15 protein-coding genes and 1 pseudogene are annotated in these 19,795 nt (G+C 39.9%); 10 read left to right on the forward strand and 6 right to left on the reverse strand.

All coding sequences use genetic code 11. The features are described 5' to 3' along the window. Positions 1–5: 5 nt before the first annotated feature. Positions 6–2,282: an LPS assembly protein LptD gene (gene lptD, locus QQK05_RS01365; protein WP_284295576.1), complete on the reverse strand. Its 2,277-nt coding sequence runs from the start codon at positions 2,280–2,282 to the stop codon at positions 6–8. 146 nt (positions 2,283–2,428) lie between these two features. Between lptD and QQK05_RS01370 the strand changes: the two genes are divergently transcribed. Genes QQK05_RS01370 through djlA form a run of 3 tightly spaced genes read left to right on the forward strand, consistent with a single transcriptional unit; the run spans position 2,429 to position 4,971 of the window. Then, positions 2,429–3,472: an aminoglycoside phosphotransferase family protein gene (locus QQK05_RS01370; RefSeq protein WP_284295577.1), complete on the forward strand. Its 1,044-nt coding sequence runs from the start codon at positions 2,429–2,431 to the stop codon at positions 3,470–3,472. Then, positions 3,469–4,158 (forward strand): N-acetylmuramate alpha-1-phosphate uridylyltransferase MurU, encoded by a 690-nt coding sequence (gene murU, locus QQK05_RS01375; RefSeq protein ID WP_284295578.1) that lies wholly within the window; start codon positions 3,469–3,471, stop codon positions 4,156–4,158. Before QQK05_RS01370 ends, murU begins: the two co-directional genes overlap by 4 nt. A gap of 15 nt (positions 4,159–4,173) precedes the next feature. Beyond that, positions 4,174–4,971, forward strand: coding sequence for a co-chaperone DjlA (djlA, locus tag QQK05_RS01380; RefSeq protein WP_284295579.1), 798 nt, complete (start codon positions 4,174–4,176; stop codon positions 4,969–4,971). 77 nt (positions 4,972–5,048) lie between these two features. On the opposite strand, the gene QQK05_RS01385 is transcribed toward djlA, so the two are convergent. From QQK05_RS01385 to rapA, 3 genes are all read right to left on the reverse strand, one after another. Continuing rightward, the gene (locus QQK05_RS01385; RefSeq protein ID WP_284295580.1) at positions 5,049–5,942 is read right to left on the reverse strand and encodes a DUF3530 family protein; all 894 of its coding nucleotides are present in this window, start codon (positions 5,940–5,942) and stop codon (positions 5,049–5,051) included. Positions 5,943–6,014: 72 nt separating this feature from the next. Next, positions 6,015–6,680, reverse strand: a complete 666-nt coding sequence (locus tag QQK05_RS01390; protein WP_284295581.1) for an RluA family pseudouridine synthase — start codon at positions 6,678–6,680, stop codon at positions 6,015–6,017. Positions 6,681–6,684: 4 nt separating this feature from the next. Beyond that, a complete protein-coding gene (gene rapA, locus QQK05_RS01395; protein WP_284295582.1) occupies positions 6,685–9,585 on the reverse strand; it encodes an RNA polymerase-associated protein RapA in 2,901 nt (966 codons plus the stop codon). A 392-nt stretch (positions 9,586–9,977) separates the two neighbouring features. Between rapA and QQK05_RS01400 the strand changes: the two are divergent. The 7 genes and pseudogenes from QQK05_RS01400 to QQK05_RS01430 form a co-directional block, all read left to right on the forward strand. Then, positions 9,978–10,850, forward strand: a pseudogene (locus QQK05_RS01400) (PIN domain-containing protein); the annotation flags it as partial. Between the two features lie 219 nt (positions 10,851–11,069). Continuing rightward, entirely contained in the window at positions 11,070–11,270 is a 201-nt protein-coding gene (locus QQK05_RS01405) for a hypothetical protein (RefSeq protein ID WP_138522003.1), read from the forward strand. Between the two features lies 1 nt (position 11,271). After that, positions 11,272–12,654: a PhoH family protein gene (locus QQK05_RS01410; RefSeq protein ID WP_138522005.1), complete on the forward strand. Its 1,383-nt coding sequence runs from the start codon at positions 11,272–11,274 to the stop codon at positions 12,652–12,654. Between the two features lie 194 nt (positions 12,655–12,848). After that, on the forward strand, positions 12,849–13,214 hold the full coding sequence (locus QQK05_RS01415) for a hypothetical protein (protein WP_138522007.1): 366 nt from the start codon (positions 12,849–12,851) through the stop codon (positions 13,212–13,214). A gap of 205 nt (positions 13,215–13,419) precedes the next feature. Continuing rightward, complete coding sequence (locus tag QQK05_RS01420; protein WP_284295586.1) at positions 13,420–14,457, forward strand: hypothetical protein; 1,038 nt, start codon at positions 13,420–13,422, stop codon at positions 14,455–14,457. Then, a complete protein-coding gene (locus tag QQK05_RS01425) occupies positions 14,454–14,771 on the forward strand; it encodes a hypothetical protein (protein WP_284295587.1) in 318 nt (105 codons plus the stop codon). Before QQK05_RS01420 ends, QQK05_RS01425 begins: the two co-directional genes overlap by 4 nt. Positions 14,772–14,784: 13 nt before the next feature. Next, positions 14,785–15,132 (forward strand): hypothetical protein, encoded by a 348-nt coding sequence (locus tag QQK05_RS01430; protein ID WP_284295588.1) that lies wholly within the window; start codon positions 14,785–14,787, stop codon positions 15,130–15,132. Between the two features lie 157 nt (positions 15,133–15,289). Here the strand turns inward: QQK05_RS01430 and QQK05_RS01435 are convergent, their stop codons facing one another. Together QQK05_RS01435 and QQK05_RS01440 are read right to left on the reverse strand one after the other, a co-directional pair. Then, entirely contained in the window at positions 15,290–18,490 is a 3,201-nt protein-coding gene (locus QQK05_RS01435) for an efflux RND transporter permease subunit (RefSeq protein ID WP_284295589.1), read from the reverse strand. A gap of 11 nt (positions 18,491–18,501) precedes the next feature. After that, positions 18,502–19,791 carry an efflux RND transporter periplasmic adaptor subunit gene (locus QQK05_RS01440; RefSeq protein WP_100912751.1) on the reverse strand — a complete coding sequence of 430 codons (1,290 nt, stop codon included), beginning with the start codon at positions 19,789–19,791 and terminating at the stop codon, positions 18,502–18,504. Positions 19,792–19,795 lie beyond the last annotated feature (4 nt).

Genomic DNA, 19,795 nt, shown 5'->3' on the forward strand with positions numbered 1-19,795 from the left:
TCTAGTTAATTTTTAAGAAAATACGGTTTTTTATAGCCAAAGATACTTGAATTTAACATATCTAGGGCAGTTGACGATGACTTATTTCCACTTAGGCCAGTTATTACTAATTCTAACCTGAAACCGCTATCGAATTCATCGCGATCTTGGTTAGTAAAGTCTGAATCGTCAATCGTGGTGTTTATATGTCGGTGGTAGGCTAACCTAACAGCCCAACAACAGCTTTCATATTGCACACCTAAATAACTTTCTAGGCTGCGGTTTTCCCTTAAATCTTGAGTAATGCGGCCGACTAATTGCCAGTCATGACCAATTTTGGTCGTGCCAAGCAACGAAAGTTGTTCCAATGTTTGAGTTGAGACATTGCGAATGTATCGATGGTTCAATTGAATTGAATGTTTTCTACTTGGTAGATAGTCGACACTAAACTGACTTTTGTTTGTTTGACTGGCATCCGTATCATATTGAATATCGCCACTGAATTGCCACTTACGGTGCAACTGGAAGTAGATATCCGCAGCAAGTGCCGAGGTCTCTTCGTCAACAATCAAGCCATTGGCATCTATAGTTTGGTCTGAATCAAAATAGTTGATTTGACCAACACTCGCTCTGAATACTTCATTGGATTTAGGATCTAAAATACGTGACGTTAAACCCCAAGACAATTGATTTGCTGCTGCTATGCGGTCTAAACCGCTGTAACGTTGGTCTCTAAATAAACCATCATAGTCATCTTGTAGTGGCGCTGAGTCGTAGATACCGATATTACTTTGATCTTCTTCGCCAACGTATAAATATTGTAGTTGTGGCTCTAAGGTCTGCGTATAACCGGGTTTACTCATGGCACGGTCAAAGTTAATCCCACCATGGATTCGTGCTTTTGGTAGGGTTCGATTGACTGATTCTTCGAGTTGACTGTCTCGGGTTAAATTATCTTGCTTATAGCTTGTTTGTAGTAGCTTGAATTCTGAATTTAAGAAATAAGCCGGTGTCGCAATTGGAAAAGTCATGCCAGCTTCAACATGATAACGGTCCGCTTCGGGTAATGATTTGTCGCGGTTGGTAAATCTTGATATCTCTGAATATAACTCAAATACACCACCAACACTGTTTAACTCAAAAGCCCCATCAAATTCAATTTGTGGCAAGGTTTGATAGCTTTGAATGTGATTACCTAAAATTTCAAAATCTTGCACTTTTGCTGTTAGCTGCCACTCTTCTGCGAAATAAGAAAGCTCGCCCACTTGATAAAGGTAAGCATCTGACGAGTTATAGTGCTCACTACCGATATCAACAAGGTAGTTATCATCACTAATCGTGGTGTAATCAACATAAACCCTAAAATTATCACTAAAGGTACCAAAATGCTGCACGCGGCCAAGATATCGAGCTTCTCTCCCAGCTTGGCCGGTTAACGCTTTATCCCTATTTAAATATTCAAAGTTTATTGCCCCACGCTGTTGGTCATGTAGGTATCTGAACTCTGAATTGAGTGACAAGCCACGTTTAGACATGTAATGCGGGGTAAACGTAGCGTCCATATTTGGCGCAATATTCCAATAAAACGGCGCCTCAAATTCAAAACCAACGTTACTTGAAGAGCCTATTTTAGGGTATAAAAAGCCTGTTTTTCGTTGATTAGTCACAGGAAAGTTGAAATAAGGTACGTATAACACCGGCACATCAAACACTCTTACCACAGCATTATAAACTTCACCTACATTGTCTTTTTCTGAGATATATATTTGGCCTGCAGAAATCTGCCAATCCGGCACTTCACCAAGGCAAGTCGTGTAGGTTGAGTCGACTAAACTTAATGAGCCATCTGCATTTACGTAAATTATGCTAGCGCCACCATGTCCGGGGTTTGCGCTGAGTTGGTAAGAAGCGTTACTTAATGTTGTACTTTGATTTTGTTTATCTGCGTTCAAATGCTCGGCAAATACATTCACTCCCTCACTTTGAAAATGAATGCTTCCCGACGCATCAAGACTTAAGGTATCGCGATTAAATGCGAGTGATTCTGCTTTTATCGACTGCCCATTCTGGCTCATAATGACGTTACCATCAAATTTGGCTAAACGGTTCTTTTCGATATACGCGCTATCTGAACTAATTTTAATGAAATCTTCAGGCAACATATCCGCCGCATCAACAACTTGAGCATATGACGGAATTGGGCATGTTAATTCATCTGTTTTTTCGGTAGTGTTTGCTGCATGAGATAAACTTGGGAAAAGCACACAGCTAAACGCCCATTTTAGGAAACGGTGGCAGAGCATCTAATGTCCGAAATAATATTAAATCTTGGGTTATTGTTATAATTTTTGCATTATAACACGAGTTTTTTCGATTAAACGTTTATCTTAGAACAATTTTTATCAGTTTGATAACACAAAATATATTGTAGTGCAGGAACTAATTACTCGTGGCAATCGCTCCTTCTTCAGATTTTATTCAATGGCTTCTTCAGCAACTTAGCCAAATTTACCGTCATTCATTCCAACGTGAGCATATCTCAATAGATGGGCTAACAGGTGACGCGGGGTTTAGGCAGTATTTCAGAGTCACGGTTCCTGGGGGAACAACAGTCATTGCCGTTAACGCACCACCGAATTTATCTAATAATCTTGGCTTTGTGAGTGTTTCCAATGTATTGAGCCATCATCGGGTTAATGTACCTAAGGTATTGTCTTTCGACGAGCAGCAAGGTTTTATGTTGTTAGATGACCTCGGAGATCGTCAGTTTTATGATGTACTCGAGCAAGAGAGTTTGGTTGCATGGTATAAAAAAGCGATTGATGAACTTGTTAAAATTTCTGGAATTAATTGTTCAAAGTGTAATGTTGAACTGCCTGAATATGATGATCAATTTGTTTTAACTGAGTTAACAATATTTGTTGAGTGGCTTGTCGAGAAGTATTTATCTATTTCACTCACTCAAACAGAACGACAGAATTTATCTGATTGCTTTTCTGTACTTACACGCAATGTGGCGCAGCAACCAAAGGTATTTATGCATCGAGATTATCATAGCCGTAATTTGATGGTTGTTAACGGTGATATTGCGGTAATCGATTTTCAAGATGCGGTACATGGTGCGCTAACCTACGATATTGTCTCACTGCTTCGTGATTGTTACAAAAAGCTCGACAAACAAGTGGTTGATGAGCTACTTGATTATTATTTTTCACAACTGCGGTCTCAAGACACAACATCGCACTTAGTTGGTGATGTTGAGCGAGTGAATTTGCAACGTTGGTTCGATCTGATGGGCATGCAGCGTCATATTAAGGCGAGTGGTATATTTGCGCGGCTCGCGCTTCGAGATAATAAGTTTGGTTATCTAAAAGACATTCCTTTAACGCTAGATTATATTGTGGAGGTAAGTGCTCACTACTCTGAACTGTCATGGATAGGTGAGTTTGTTGAGTATTCTGTTAAGCCAAAACTTGTGGAGATGACTCGATGAAAGCAATGATTCTAGCGGCGGGCAAAGGTGAACGGATGAGGCCTCTAACCGAGCGCTGTCCTAAACCTATGCTAGAGGTCGCCGGTAAGCCGATGTTAGAGCATCACATTGAGCAATTAAAAAAGGCAGGCGTAACCGATATTGTTATCAACCATGCATGGTATGGTGAAAAAATCGTTGAATACTTTGCTGATGGGGCAAAATGGGGTGTTAGTATCCACTACAGCGAAGAAGAGATAGGGGCGCTTGAGACAGCAGGAGGGATCATTAAAGCGTTGCCGATGTTAGGTAAAGACCCATTTATCTTGGTCAATGGTGACGTTTTTTGTTTGTTGGATTACCAGAAACTACCTGCTTTGGGTGATAAGCTCGCGCATTTATGTTTGGTTGATAACCCACTGCATAATAAAGCTGGCGATTTCACGCTTAAACAAACCAACGTTGGCGTACCTCAAGGTAAGGATGATCAAACATACACCTATGCTGGTATCGCTGTACTGTCACCGTTGCTATTCAAAGAGTTTAAAGCGGAAAAGGGACCTTTACCTTTAGGACCTATATTGAAATCAGCAAGTCGATTAGATCAAGTTTCTGGGGAAGTGATTGTGCAAGACTGGACAGATGTTGGCACACCTGAGAGATTAACGCTGCTAAATCAACAGATAGAACAAAGTATCGAGAAATAAGGAAACTGAGAGTAGATGAAAGTTTGGGGCAAAGTATTTGGGTTTCTTTTTGGCTTTATGTTATCGAAAAGCATCATTGGAGCCTTGCTAGGATTATGGCTTGGTCATAGTTTTGATCGACGCCGCCATTTGAACTTTCAGTTTAACTCAACAAGTGATGAGTTAAATTCACAAGCCGCTTTTCTTTATACAACGTTTTCTGTCATGGGGCATATAGCAAAAGCCAAAGGTCGAGTTAACGAGCATGAAATAAAGTTTGCTAGCCAATATATGGATAAAATTGGCTTAAAAGGTGAATTAAGACAACAGGCTCAAGATGCTTTTAGGGAGGGAAAACTTGCTGGGTTTCCTTTAGAGCAGAGGATCGAGAAGTTCAAGCAAAGCTGTAAGAGTCGTCACGATCTCATATTGATGTTCTTGGAAATCCAAGTACAGCTTGCACTCGCTGACGGCAAGTTAGTCGCAGAAGAAAAAGAAGCGCTTGGTCAAATAGCAAGTTTGCTTGGGATATCCTCAAGAGAGCTCGACCGTTTAATTGATATGATAAGCGCTGGCGCTCATTTTCACTCTGGACATCGAGATAACGCGCGTCAACCAAGCTCGAGACAACAGCTCGCTAATGCTTATAAACTACTTGGCGTTAAAAAAGGCTCAGATAAGAAAGAGATTAAGAAAGCACATCGTAAACTTATGTCACAACATCATCCAGACAAATTGGTCGCTAAAGGATTACCACCTGAAATGATGGATGTCGCGAAACAAAAAGCACAAGAAATACAGGCCGCATACGATTTGATAATGGAGCACATTTAATAGCTCCATGGAAAGGTTCACAGAAAAGAAAATGTTTCACTAAGATGCATTGAAAAAGGCCAGTAGAACGAAATTACCTACCACCCCATTGAGGTTAGCCAGCCAGTAATGGCTCCCAACATCGCTTTTTCAGGATAGAAGCCTGTTTCAAAGTTATTAATCTTATGTTGACGAAATTCTACCTTTAAATTGCGCGTACTTTCTTGCTTTCTAAGAGCAATATTCGGTGCGACTAGCTGGTTATCATGCTTTAAATACATGTCTAAGGTAGGTATTTCATTTTCACTGAGCTGTTGAGCAAATAGTTTATTATTTTCGTCTGTTAAAAGGTGAGCACTTAGCATAATTAATGCTTGTGGCTCGGGTATTTTTTGTTCTGCAAACAGGCGTGTTAAAAAGCCTGCGTTACTGCCAGCACTTACAATAAGAATAGCCCCTTGTTGAGCTTGTGCTTTCTCCATGACACTTGTCATTAACGCTTGTAATTGACGCAAATAGTCATCAATAAGCGCTTTGTTTTGTGTTGTTTGTGCTTCTTCATCCAGCGCTATTGAAGGGTAATTCTCCGGTTTAGCTGGCGGTTGAATACTGATGGTTGAATAGCCTAAATCGGGGAAGGATTTTTCTAAATAAGCAATGTGCTGGCTTGGTGAAATAAAGTCATGCCAGTCGGGTAATAAGAGAACGACACCTTTATTGATTGGGGTATTACTTTTTCGTTCGAGAAGCGCGTAACTTTGGGTGCCCACTAACACCTCGGAAACCTCGGTCAAATAATGTTTGATATCACTTTGTTGCTGAGCGAAATAATCTGGTGCAGGCACAAGTTTAGGGACCGTTGCTTTTGACGCTGGAGCTGACTCTGCTTGAGCATGACTTGCCAACACAAGCAATACCAGCAAACATAACAAGGAAAGGCTATGCGTATTTCCGTCAGTTAAAATGGTCGGTAAACGTTTAGTTAGCATCATAGGTATCAAATAAAAGTGCTTTGATTATTTAATCGGTTTATTTAGCAAAAACTTTATAGAAAAGCGTCATTATTAGAAAGGACATTCTGCTTTTAGTGCAATTTTATCGTTGGTTACTGGGTGGTGAAACGCAATTGTAAAGGCATGCAGTTGCAATCGCTCACTCAACTCAAGCGCTTTATCATGAGCATACAGTCGGTCACCCAATATAGGGTGGCCAAGAGATAGCATATGCACGCGTAATTGATGTGAACGACCGGTTATAGGCGTTAGCTCAACTAATGTCGTCTCTGTTTCACGCGCAAGGACCTGATATTGTGTCGTTGACGGTTTACCATGTTCATGACATACCTTTTGCTTTGGTCGATTTGGCCAATCACAAATCAGTGGTAAGTTAATTTCTCCTGAGTCGTGTTCTAGTTTGCCGTAAACGCGTGCGCGATATTTTTTACTTACTTTACGTTTTTCAAACTGTTGTTGAATATGGACGTGCGCGGGTTTATTTAGCGCCATAATCACTAAACCGGACGTTGCCATATCTAATCGATGAACAATGGTTGCCGTAGGAAGAACCGATTTTACTCGGTTCTCTAAACAATCTTGATGCTCAGGTAATCGCCCTGGTACTGTCAACAAACCACTGGTTTTATTAAGCACAACAATATCGTCATCTTGATAAACAATATCAAGATACGGCGTCATTGGTGGGCGATAAATAAAGTCTGGATTGGCTACCATAGTTTTATTGGCCCGCTACGATCAGGCGAATTGCTTCAAACTTTAACATCGCATGATCAATATAATGAGCAAGTTGCGCTTGCTGCTCTTTAATAAAGGCCAATTCAGAAGCGCGAACATTCGGGTTGATTTTCGACAACGCGTGCAAGCGTTCGTACTCTTCGGTTAATGACTGAGTCATTTGCTCAAGTGCTTTGGCTTGAATCTCGCCTACCTGTTTTTCAGCGTGATTTTCTGCGGCAGTCACCAATGGGGAAACTTGTGATTTAAGTGCTTTAACCAGTTGCAATGCAACTTGCTTTTTCACTGGCGATAATTGCTTGTCAAAAACATTCGACGGCACTTTTTCTGCTAAATCATTACCGTTTTTATCAACCAAAATACGAATTGGTGTCGTTGGTAAGTAACGCGGTAATTGCAATTGGCTTGGCGCAGTAGCTTCTACGGTGAATAAACATTCCACGAAGAAAGTACCTGCTGGAATCGCTGGGTTTTTCAGGATGCCAATGCTTGAATTGCCAATATCATCTGAAAGAATCAGATCCATTGAGCCGCGCACCATTGGGTGGTCCCATGTCAATAATTGGTAATCTTCGCACGCTAAAGCCGTTTGTCTATCAAAGGTAACCGTGGTGCCATCTTCCGGTAGGTTAGGGAAGTTAGCGTTTAACATATGCTCAGTCGGATGCAGGGCAATTGCATTGTCTGCCTTGTCATCCTGTTGAATGTTAAAGACATCAAAAACGTTGAACATAAAGCTTGGTAACTCAATATCATCATCTTGATCTTCGATTAATTCGACAAGTGCTTGTGCTCGACCTTGGCCTGAAGAGTTAAGTTCTAATAGTTTATCGCGGCCAGCTTCTAAGTCAGCTTTGATTTCAAGGTGTTTTTGGTGGCTGTCAGCAATTAACTGATCGGCTTGCTCTGATTGCCAGTTTGCAGTCAGTGCGAGATGAACCAGTGTTTCACCATATTGCTCGTAGACTGCGCGCCCTGTTACACAAGTGTGCTCAAATGCATTTAAACCTTGGTGATACCAGTTAAATAAGAGTGCTTGAGCCGACTGTTCAAAATATGGAACATGTAATTTAATCGTTTGTGTTTGACCGATACGGTCTAATCGACCAATACGTTGTTCAAGTAAATCTGGGTTCGATGGTAAATCAAATAATACTAAGTGATGAGCGAATTGGAAGTTACGACCTTCACTACCAATTTCAGAACATAACAATACTTGTGCCGAATCTTCTTCTTGAGCAAAGTAAGCAGCCGCACGGTCTCGCTCGATAATTGACAAGCCTTCGTGGAAGACTGCTGCGCGCATACCTTCTTTAATACGCAATGCATTTTCTAGATCAATTGCCGTTTGTGCATGAGCGCAAATGACCAATACTTTTTCTTTACCTAGGGATTTTAACAGCTCAATCAGGTAATCAACTCGTGGATCAATGTCATACCATGGGTAGTCGTGATGATCTAATTCAAACAAGCGCTCTGGTGTATTTAACCATTGGCTTTGTGGTGAATTCTTTAGTGTTTCAATATCATGTGATTGAATGTATTCAACGACTTTATCTTGGTAGTCGTCTGGCATAGTCAATGCCGTTGGCATTAACTTGCGTTCTGGGAAGCCTTTGATGGTATTACGCGAATTCCTGAATAAGATACGCCCAGTACCGTGACGGTCAAGTAGTTGCTTAACTAGGCCTTGGCGAGCTTCAACGCGCTCTTCGCCGTCGCTATTGGCTAGCAATAGTTGATCTGAAACATCACTTTCTTTTAATAGTGCAGACAGCGTGCTGATGTCATCTGCAAAAAGCTCATCTTCACTTAATAGCTTATTGGCACTTTGCGCAACCTCTTGATAGTGACTTTCTTCTTCAACGAATTTTGCGTAATTGAAGAATCTATCTGGGTCTAATAGACGTAAACGAGCAAAGTGACTCTCGTGACCAAGTTGATCTGGCGTTGCAGTGAGGAGTAAAACGCCCGGGATAGTTTGTGATAGTTGTTCAATACACTGGTACTCTAAGCTTGGCTTTTCAGGTTGCCAATTAAGATGATGTGCTTCATCAACGACCATTAAATCCCACTCTTCAGCAATAATTGCTTCATACCATTGTGGGTTTTGGCAAACAAAGTCCAAATTCACCAACACTAATTGTTCTGTACTAAACGGGTTTTCTTCGCCAGACTCAACGCAACGTTCTTCATCAAAAATGCTAAAGGCAAGATTAAAACGACGAAGCATTTCTACCAACCATTGATGCATAAGTGGTTCAGGAACAATCACTAATACGCGGTTTGCGCGTCCACTCACCAACTGTTGGTGAATAATTAACCCTGCTTCGATTGTTTTACCTAAGCCTACTTCATCAGCCAGTAAAACACGTGGCGCAAAACGCTTACCAACTTCTTCAGCAATATATAATTGGTGAGGAATAAGGCTTACTCGGCCACCTATTAATCCCGATAAATCAGATTGCTGCTGGTCAAATTGTTTGTTTAAACAGTTTTTTCTTAATTGAAACCAATCGAGTCGATCGACTTGACCGTTGAGCAATCGGTCATGCGGCTTATTAAATTTAATAAAGTGATCGATCATCACTTCTTTTAAGCTCGCTGGTTCTTGGGTATCAACACGGGTACCGTGGTAAGTCAGCAATAAGTTTTGCTCTTCAATACGCTCAACTTTTAATTGCCATCCTTCATGGCTTGGGATTAAGTCACCTTCATTGAAAATTACTCGGGTAAGGGGCGCATCAGCTTTGGCATACTGGCGAGAATCGCCTGTTGCGGTAAAGACAATCGTAACGAAGCGATTTTCAACCGCTGTAACTGTTCCTAAACCTTGTTCTGATTCGCTATCGCTGATCCAGCGTTGGCCGAGTTGAAATGACATTAACCTAAGTCTCCTAAAAGCTTGCTCAAAAAATGGCGCGCTATATTACCGTTAATCATAGTTGTAATCATTAAAAATATCTTATTAATGACGATTTACTTGGATTATTGGCAGAGAGACAAAACTAACGAAGAATCTGGTTAGCACAGGAGAAGACTAATTAACCAGTTTGCCACTGATTTTTGACAAGTCAATGGCCTTTGATAGCAAGATAAAATTTAATATTAAATCGTTAAATTTTGCTTGTATCGCTGATCGGTTAGTGCGACAGTGGAGATGAAGTTATTCACCTTTAATGAATGACTTTGTAACTTGTCCGTTCGCTAACAGATGGGACAATTGCCACTCTTTTTTTACCATCTGTTGAGCGTTCTCATGTAGAAGGATGTGCTATGACAGATAACAAAATTATTTACGTACTAGACACTAATATTTTACTCCACGAACCTTTCGCGTTTCTCTCCTTTAAAGAACATGATGTTGTTATCCCAATGACTGTACTTGAAGAACTTGATTCGATAAAAGACAGAAAGAAAGACGTTAGCCGAGATGCAAGAGTCGCCATTAGAGCGCTTGAAGATACCTTAGCCAATGCAACGCCGGAAGAAATCGTAGCAGGAGTTTCCTTGGCTTCTGTTGGAGGTGAAGGTGAGCCAACAGGAACGCTGGCGATTTTCAATGATTACGCGCTTGATAAAGACAGTTCACAAGTATCCACAATGACCAGCAGCAAGCTCTCGTTTAATGAAAACGATAATCGCATTATTACAGCTGCACTGCACTTACAGTCGACCAAAGAGAGTAAAAGGGTCGTGCTTGTCACAAAAGACATTAACATGCGTCTCAAAGCAAAAGGTGCAGGACTCAATTTTGTTGAAGATTATCGTACCGACCAACTCATTGATGACATTCAATTTTTAACAAAAGGTTACCAACAATTTGAAGGGGACTTTTGGCAATACGTTAAGGACTGTGAGAGTGAAACTGAAGGCAGAACAACGACCCATTATGTCGATAAATCCTTATTAAAAAGTACTTATATGAATGAGTATATTGTCGATGAAACTGAACACTTTGCCGGTAAAGTCACTGGGTGGGATGATGAACGCGTCGCGATTCAAGATATCTCTCGTGAACGCTTAATGGGGAAAAATGCTTGGGGTATTAGCCCTAAAAATATATACCAAGGTATGGCAATGGATGCTCTACTTGATCCCAATATCGATTTAGTGATTCTCACAGGTCCAGCAGGTTGTGGCAAAACAGGTATTACTGCAAGCTTTTTTTCACTATTTGTGCAGACCTATCTACAGACCTTATTCTTACTGAAGAAATTGAGTATTTATAACAGGCTCAGATCTAATCTCTCTAACATGTCATTACGTGTGACTTAAAGGGTAGAACCATTAATCAATAAATATAAATAACGGATTTAACCTGCAAGAAGGCACAAACAAAAATAATAAAGCTAAGGTAAATCTAAAATGACAATAAATAGAAATCAACTCGATACCTTTTCAGTTAACTGGTATTTGAACGAAGAAAGAAAAAGAAAAGAAAGAATCGCAAGATTCAGGAAAGCAACAGACAAAAGCTCATGTGAAGATGGGTTTGATGAATATTGTGATGACGAATGTTTAAGTGAACAGAATCATCAAGAAAAAGAATTAAATGAGGGAATCTAGTATGAAGAACCCAAATGAAAACAGAAGTCCGCGAGTATTAGATACATCGGCATTAGTTCATGATCCAAAGTCATTGCTCGCTTACAGTGAAGATGTATACATTTGTCTAACAGTCCTAGAAGAATTAGATAATTTAAAAGAAAGAACTAATAAATCGGTAAGTGCTGATGCTCGTGTATGTATTCGTATGCTTGAAGACATTATTAATGGACATAGCGCCGAAGAAATGGAAGCGGGAATTCCTCTGCCTTCTACTGAAACAGCTAAAAGAGGCAAGTTGTTCATTGGCATTGATACTCAATTGGACATGGCAAAAGAGTTAAAGCACACGATTGGTAGCGATGCTGACAACAGAATAATTAACTATGCACTACATCTTCAGAAAGAGTTAGATAAAGACGTTACCATTGTTAGCCGCGACATTAATATGCGACTAAAAGCTCGAACTGTTGGTGTTATGGCTGAAGATGTATCCGTTGATAATCAAATCGCAGATATAGATTTGTTATATACAGGAGTGCAGGCATTTGAGGGAGATTTGTTTGATCGAATTGAATCAGATAAAGATTTCAAAGTGTCAGGAGAGGTTTATACATTCCCAATAAGCTTGTTCAACGATGAAGTTCAGCCAAACATGTATTGGTACGATGAAGCCGGACACATTGGCCGGATTTCAGAAGTAACTGATACTGAGGTTTACACAAAGTTATTGCCGCGTAAGCAAGAAAAAGTATGGGGCATATTGCCTAAAAACCAGCGTCAGGCGGTAGCTTTAAGTCAATTAACAGACCCTTACTATGACTTAAATATCATCCTTGGCCCTGCTGGCTCCGGAAAAACTTTTTTGGCAGTTGCTTCGGCGCTGCATCAAGTATTGGAGTTGAAAAAGTACAAAAAAATTGTTGTGGTGCGGTCAAGAGACTTTATGGATGACGATCCGGGATTCCTACCGGGGGATTTAACCGAAAAATCAATGCCTCTTCTAGCAGGTATTACTGATGCCTTAATTTCGATGCATTCAGATGATAATCATGAAACAAATATTCATGCAACAGTCGAGCATGTGATTGAAAAAGCCAATATAGAATTTACTAGCATGGCTTACTTTCGTGGCCGTTCAATAGACGATGCTGTGTTAATCATTGATGAAGCTCAAAACATGACTAGAGCGCAAATCAAAGGCATGTTAAGCCGTGGTGGGAAAAATTGTCGGACAATAGTATTGGGAAACCTAGCCCAAATTGACGATAAGTTTGTAACACCAGCTTCGTCAGGTGCAAGTGCGGCTGTTAATGTATATAGAAATTATGAGAAAGGATCAGTTCTGATTTTTGATGAGGTAGAACGTAGTAGCTTGGCTGAGTTCACTGAAAAGAATATGTAGACATCAAACTACAATTCACATTTCCTTATAATATTGCGACAATAGCCACTGCTTTTTGCAGTGGCTTTTCAGAGAAGCCAGTTTCCACACAAGCGGACGAAATGGATTTACTCTGGGTTTAAAAGATTAATCATACATTGAAGATGTAATGACTTGGGTGCTGTGGACCTTAGTTGTTATGTTTTGGTGTGCGTATGTCTTTTGAATCAGAAGCGCTTATAAGCAATGTAAAGCGTCAGGCAAAGAGGTTGTCAAAAAAATTATCACTTCCCCTTGGACAGGCCCAAGAAGGGGTATCTATTTGTCTTTACGGCTGTGACAGTTACAGCGATTTACTAGTAAAAATAAAAGCTGAATCCTTTGACAATCCTTTGATAGCACTGTCTGCTCTCTCACCAAACTCGGAAATATTTTTAGTAAAAATATTAGCTAGCCACCTAGATAGCATCATCGGAAATTTTGAAAAAAAATTTCCCGGCTCCAATATTAATGAAGAAATGGTCGTATCCCTTTTCGGGCTTAACATTGAAGAGTTCAACGTCAAAGTATCTAGCCAATAATTGTACAAATACGTAAGTTGTTATTTTATTTTTTGACGATAATATGAGGTGAAGGCTGAACGGACAGCCTACGCCTACACATGTTTTTCGCCTGAAGAACGTGAACAGTGAAGCGGAGCATCCGTAAAAATTTGGTTATTTGAACAATAAATAAAGCAATGTGTTGGTAGGCCATTGTTTATTGGAAAGTTGTTTGGAGAACTAAATGATCTCACTTTATCAATTAAAGAATAAGCTTAACAAACAAGCAAAAGAGTTTGCTGAGTTATTAGAGTTTCCTGATCTTTACGCCCAAGGTCTGTGGGCGAGAGGTGTTTATAACAGCCCTCATTTTTCTGACACCCATAGCTGTCTCACTGAGGCATTTGAACAGAAAAAGCTGGACTCAATTCTAAAGCACGATTCCCTGAAATACTTATTGATCAACGAATATGATGATCAAGAAATTATTGAGTCGCTTCATAAAGAAATTGAGTCAATGGCAAACCGTATTGAAAGCCTAATGCTAGTCGATATCGAAACGCTAGAGTTAGTTTCGGTTATATATCAAGTTTTAGGACTACCTGATGACGCTAAATTTGTAATAAATACAGGTCCTGATTTCCGTCTAGAATGGCGACCATACTTTGATGCCTTTGAAGATCCGTTGATAGTTCAATATGCAGATTTAAAAGTTCATGGTTGTTATTTCAGGCTCATAGCTTCAAAGTTTCCGTTTGAAAAGCTTTCCTTGGATAACATTAAAAAATACATGTACATCAATCATGTAAACCATAATGGTGAGTTTGAAGGCTGTATTTCTGAAGGAAATACATTTTCTAAGCATGAGCACTGGCTGGTGTTGACACTTGAATTATTCAGTAGAGACAAAGTAAATAAGGCTCAGTTCAACCCAACAACTTTCAAAATCGAAGGCATGCGCTATTTGGTGTATGGCTTCCCACTGCTCCCTTCTTTTGCATCTGACTGGCATAAGCCGGAGCTTTGTTTGCAAGTCAAAAACGTAGATGGCGATCAAAAATTCATTGTTCACATTGATCAGCAGACACTTGTTTTCCATGCACGCCGTGTCGATACCAATTTTTTTAACACCATCAATTATGAAAAATATATTTCGTTGTATCAGTCTAGCGTTCTGTCACATTTTGATGCTGACAACAATTTACTAAAAGTTAATGGAGTTAAGTACCTTAGTTTTTTCCGCCCGTTTTGCCTAGAAGATAAGAAGGAAGCAAAAGCATGAGACCAAGAGTAAAACTAACTAACGCAACACTTATCTCAATTAAATCTGACTTAGAAGATAAGGTTGAACAGGTGCTTTACGCTACCTTTGCTGAGGATAATGAAAGCGGTAAAAAAGGTGAGGCTTTGTTCACTACAAAAATTATGGAAGTCAATGGTCTCGAATATAGAACCTTTGGCGCTGATTTTTATACCTTAGATGCTGAACCAAAAGAGTTCGATGTAAGTGTATTTGAGTTCAATTTAATGCATGAGTGTATGTACTCTCCTGAGGAGTTATTAGAGTTGCGAGATATGCTCCCGGCTAGCTATTAGTAAGGAGTAACAAATGGACAAAACACATTTAAAGGATGCTTACATACTCTCGGTCTATGACGATAAAAAATTTGAAAAATCATTTATTGGGGAGTTTTTATCAGGAGTTGTTATTGACGATGAAACATTCAGGTTTAGGCCATTTGAGCAAATCGTGACTTCAAAGATTGTTAGCAAATCTGATGTCGAGGATAAATTAGAAATCATCACACATAATGGGAGTTATTATGTGATTGATGCTGACCATAAGTTAATTGATATTTCGTTTGTTGAACTGGTTGTTATGAGAGCAGGAGCTTATTCAGCAGATCGAGTTTTAGAAATGAGGGAACAACTAAAGTCTCGAAATAAAATTCATTAAATAACGAAAATAAGGAGTCTAGAATGACTTCAACAAATTCAATATTCGATCAGATTAGTAATTTTACGTAATAGCTAGCTTTTTAGTGATAGCAATAAAGTGAAGCTTCCAATTCATATTCCTTGATTCGGAAGCTTCACAATTGATGAAAATTGAATTAGCGGGATAACTCCTCAATTTTCTTTTTGGAGAACCAGCGATATAAAACAGGCAAAACAAACAATGTGAGTAATGTTGCTGTTATCAAACCACCAACTATAACACTTGCCAGTGGTCGTTGTATTTCAGCTCCTACACCATTTGACATTAACATCGGTATTAAACCTAATGCAGATGTTATTGCTGTCATAAGAACAGGTCTTAAACGCGAAGTTGCTCCTTCAAATACTGCTTGGGCAACATCCAAGCCATCCCTAATTCGTTGGTTTATACTCTCAACCATAACCACACCATTTAACACGGCAACACCAAATAGTGTAATGAAGCCAACGGAGCTTGGCACGGACAAGTATTGCCCAGACAAATATAAGGAGAAAACACCGCCGATAACAGCTAATGGGACATTAACTAAAATCAACATGGCTTGACCAACTGAGCCAAATGCGAAGTAAAGCAAAAGAGCAATTAGGGCTAAAGATAGAGGAACCACTATAGCTAACCGTTGTTGTGCTCGTTGTTGACTTTCAAATTGACCACCTATTGAAACAGAGTAACCAGCAGGCAAATCAACCTTTTCTGCGATGACTTTACTGATGTCGGTAACAACACTACCCATGTCTCTATTTTGCACGTTGGCTTGGATAACAACACGCCTTTGCACGTCGTCTCTTCTCACTTGTGGTGGGCCAGATTCAAAGGAGACAGTTGCTACATCACCCAGACGAACCCAAGCCCCTGTTGGAGACTGAATGCGAATATCAGAAATAGCTTCTTTATTACTACGATATTCTTTTTCTATACGCACATATATATCATAACGCTCATTACCGTTGATGATTTGTCCTGCTTCTATACCACCAATGCCATCTCGTACAATTTCCATAACATCACTGACAGAAAGGCCAAAGCGAGAAAGCTCTTGTCTGTTAGGCTTTACAACTAACTGAGCTTCACCAGCGATTTGTTCAAGAGCGACATCTCTAGCGCCTTCAACGTCTTTGATTGCCAATTCAATTTCCTGCCCTTTAGCTGCCAATATGTCTAGATTTGGGCCAAAAAGTTTTATCGCTAATTGTGCTTTTACACCAGATAATAGTTCGTCAACTCGTGTCGCAATAGGTTGAGAAAAGTTGAGTAAAAGACCCGGAAACTCTTCTAAAGAACGTTCCATTTTATTTTGCAGTTCATAGCGATTCGAGGCAGAGGTCCATTCGGCGACTGGCTTTAAACCTATATAAATTTCAATATTATTAACAGGCTCAGGATCACCTCCGATTTCGGCTCGTCCTATTCGGCTAAGCGCATAGGTTACTTCAGGAAATGCCATCAATTTATCCTCCAAGATAGGTGCGACACTTAATGCTGTATCCAAGCTTGAAGAAGGAGCGAGTGTAACCCTTAAGTTAATTGTACCTTCTTCCAGTTCTGGAACGAACTCTGTGCCAATATAAGGCACGATTGAAAATGCAGACACAACCATTATTAAGGATGCTGATACAATTAATTTGGTGTGTTTAAGTGCGAACTTAAGCCCTTTTCTATAAAGGTTATTTAATGGTTTAAGTACAAAGCTTTCTCTCTCCTTCACTCCTTTTTTGAACATATAAGTAGCAAGTGCAGGAACGATAAATAAAGCAACTACAATGGCCGAAATAATAGCCAAAATGATACTAACAGCCATCGGTTGGAAGAGTTTGGCTTCTACGCCTTCAAAGCTAAACAAAGGTAAGAACACTATCAAAATGACAGATGCAGCAAAAAAGACAGGTCTTGCAACTTCTTTCCCTGCTTGTTTTAGTCGTAATTTAATTCCATGATCGTCTTGCTCTACAGCATGTGGATCAATATCAGAACTTGGTACGCGTTCTTGCACATTTTGTTTATGATTAGCGTCTGGTCGGTTTAAATGTTTAAACATGTTTTCAACCATCACAACCGAGCCATCGACCAGCATACCAATTGCTACCGCAATGCCACCTAGCGACATAAGGTTTGCCGATATACCCCACCAAGCCATTATCATCAGCGCAATGCCTATTGAAATAGGGATCGAAATAAGGACAAGAAAAGTCGCTCTTAAATTCATTAAGAAAAGTGCTAGTACGATACAAATAAAGATAAAGGCAAGTGAGAGTGCATTTACTACGGTACTGACTGCTTTTTCGATTAAATCAGCTTGATCATAGAAGGGTTCGAAGCGAACACCGTTAGGTAACGCCTGATTGATCAAAGGGATTCTTGCGTTAATACCATCAATGGTTGCTTTTGTATTTGAACCCATACGTTTTAGCACAATGCCTGATACGACTTCACCCAAGTTTTCAACCTTTCCATCTGCTGTTTTTCGGGTCATAGTGACCGCACCTTGTCGAATCTCACTGCCTAATTCGACTTTGGCGATATCGGAAACTGTCACGACTGTACCATCAACGGTTTTTACAGGTACTTGCTTAATGTTGCTAATGCCTGCTTCACCACTTTCGAACCAGCCTGTTCCTCGGATGACAAGTTGCTCTTGCCCTCGATTCATATACCAACCGCCAACGTTGGCATTGTTACTATCAAGCGACTTAACGATATCTTCTTGTGATAATTTATATGCAAGGAGCTTAGATGGATCTACGTTAACTTGATACTGCCTAACGTTTCCGCCGAAAGATAAGACGTCGGTGACACCATCGACTGGCATAATGAGCAATTTAATTATCCAATCATTTAAACTTCTTAATGCCATTGAGTCATATCCTGCGTCTTTATCTGACACGAGCAAGTATTGAAATACTTGTCCTAGCCCAGACGTATTTGGTCCCATTTCAGGCGTACCTACACCGTCAGGTATCAACTCTTTTGCTGCTTGAAGCCGTTCAAAGACGAGCTGCCGAGCAAAATAGATATCTGTCCCTTCTTTAAAGACGACAGTAACGCCAGATAATCCTGTTTTGGAAATTGAACGTACTTGTTCAACATCAGGTAACGCATACATGACCGCTTCAATCGGATAAGTAATGAGTTGTTCCACTTCTTCTGCTGCAAGCCCCGGTGCTTCAGTGTTAACAGCGACTTGAACATTGGTTACATCTGGGAAAGCATCTAAGTTCAGTTTGGGGATCACCATTATTGCGCCAACAATAGTGGCAAATAAGGCAATCAATATAAGGAGTCGGTTGTTTACAGACCAATCTATAATTTTATTAAACATAGCGTCTCTCCTTAATGGTTATGCGGATCAAATCCGCCTTTAGCTATTTCAGAAGCAACAAAAAACGCTCCTTGAGTTACCACACGAGTACCACTTTCTAAACCAAAAATTTCTCTGAAATTACCTAGTGCACGACCTAACTCAACCTCTTTCGCTTTGAATTCACCGGGATGATCCTCAACAAAGACGGTCCAGTCTCCGTCCGCACTTCTAATTAAAGCTTCTTCTGGAACAGCCATAACTTTTTGTTCAGTGGCAAATTGAAAATATACTTTAACAAACATGCCTGAATGGAGATTGTCATCTGCATTATTAACACTTAGGCGAATGATTCGAGTTCTAGTGATGGGATCAATCGTGTGGGCTTCCTGAATAACTTTTGCCTTATAATCCTCTCCTTCTAATTTAACTATTGCCGGAGAGTTGATTGATAGATTGAGCTTTTTGTTGGGTGATACTTTAGCTTCCACCCACAGCTTATTTTCATCTGCCAAAAGCATGATAGTATCACCCGCATCGACTCGTTGGCCTTGGGTGAAGTCATCTTGTAAAACTACTCCTTCTCGCTGAGCTACTAGCGAATATTGGCCAAACGAAGTTATGTCTTTATTTGATATGTCTTTTATCGCTTTTTCAGTTAACCCTAGTGCGATAAGTTTTCCGTATGTGGCGTTAAATGTGGTTTGAGCCTGAAGTAAACGACTTTCACTTACTGTTTTGTTGCCTAATTTCTTTACTCGCTGCCATTCAGTTGACGCAATCAAGTAGTCAGCTTGAGCTTGAGCCATTGCTTCACTAAATAGGGTGACCAGCTTTTGTCCTTTTTCTACGTGTTCACCGAGTGCAGTATGTCTGCTTATTATCACTGACTCGGTACGGGGAGAAACGACATAGCTGCTATAACCATCTACTTTGACCTCTCCGGGCGCATAGATTGTACTGAATTGATAATCAGGTCTTATGCTTTGAACTTTAATATTGGCTAGTGACATTTTTTGAGGGCTTAGAGTAATACCTTCTTCATGTTCCTCTTCAGTTTCTTTATTTTTGCTCTCTTGGTCGTGACCATGTTCGTCATGTTCTGTGTCTTTTTCAGAATGGTTGCCTTCATTTTCCTGATGGCCTTCTTCTACATGATTTTCTTCACTTTCCGAGTGTTCGTGTTTATGTTTTTTGGGATTTGCTGTTACAGGTTCAATTGTATTTACTTGTAGAGCATACACTTCACCGCTTAATGTCCCACCTAAAAAAAGTCCACTAATTACTATTGCTAATAATTTTTTGCTAAATAATGTATTCATTTTT

This window comes from Thalassotalea loyana (assembly GCF_030161435.1).
GTDB lineage: Bacteria > Pseudomonadota > Gammaproteobacteria > Enterobacterales > Alteromonadaceae > Thalassotalea_G > Thalassotalea_G loyana.

Excerpts from the sequence above, each read along its gene's own strand:
- lptD (WP_284295576.1), bottom strand. The coding sequence starts at position 2,282 with ATGCTCTGCCACCGTTTCCTAAAATGGGCGTTTAGCTGTGTGCTTTTC.
- murU (WP_284295578.1), top strand. The coding sequence starts at position 3,469 with ATGAAAGCAATGATTCTAGCGGCGGGCAAAGGTGAACGGATGAGGCCT.
- djlA (WP_284295579.1), top strand. The coding sequence starts at position 4,174 with ATGAAAGTTTGGGGCAAAGTATTTGGGTTTCTTTTTGGCTTTATGTTA.
- QQK05_RS01385 (WP_284295580.1), bottom strand. The coding sequence starts at position 5,942 with ATGATGCTAACTAAACGTTTACCGACCATTTTAACTGACGGAAATACG.
- QQK05_RS01390 (WP_284295581.1), bottom strand. The coding sequence starts at position 6,680 with ATGGTAGCCAATCCAGACTTTATTTATCGCCCACCAATGACGCCGTAT.
- rapA (WP_284295582.1), bottom strand. The coding sequence starts at position 9,585 with ATGTCATTTCAACTCGGCCAACGCTGGATCAGCGATAGCGAATCAGAA.
- QQK05_RS01405 (WP_138522003.1), top strand. The coding sequence starts at position 11,070 with ATGACAATAAATAGAAATCAACTCGATACCTTTTCAGTTAACTGGTAT.
- QQK05_RS01410 (WP_138522005.1), top strand. The coding sequence starts at position 11,272 with ATGAAGAACCCAAATGAAAACAGAAGTCCGCGAGTATTAGATACATCG.
- QQK05_RS01415 (WP_138522007.1), top strand. The coding sequence starts at position 12,849 with ATGTCTTTTGAATCAGAAGCGCTTATAAGCAATGTAAAGCGTCAGGCA.
- QQK05_RS01420 (WP_284295586.1), top strand. The coding sequence starts at position 13,420 with ATGATCTCACTTTATCAATTAAAGAATAAGCTTAACAAACAAGCAAAA.
- QQK05_RS01425 (WP_284295587.1), top strand. The coding sequence starts at position 14,454 with ATGAGACCAAGAGTAAAACTAACTAACGCAACACTTATCTCAATTAAA.
- QQK05_RS01430 (WP_284295588.1), top strand. The coding sequence starts at position 14,785 with ATGGACAAAACACATTTAAAGGATGCTTACATACTCTCGGTCTATGAC.
- QQK05_RS01435 (WP_284295589.1), bottom strand. The coding sequence starts at position 18,490 with ATGTTTAATAAAATTATAGATTGGTCTGTAAACAACCGACTCCTTATA.
- QQK05_RS01440 (WP_100912751.1), bottom strand. The coding sequence starts at position 19,791 with ATGAATACATTATTTAGCAAAAAATTATTAGCAATAGTAATTAGTGGA.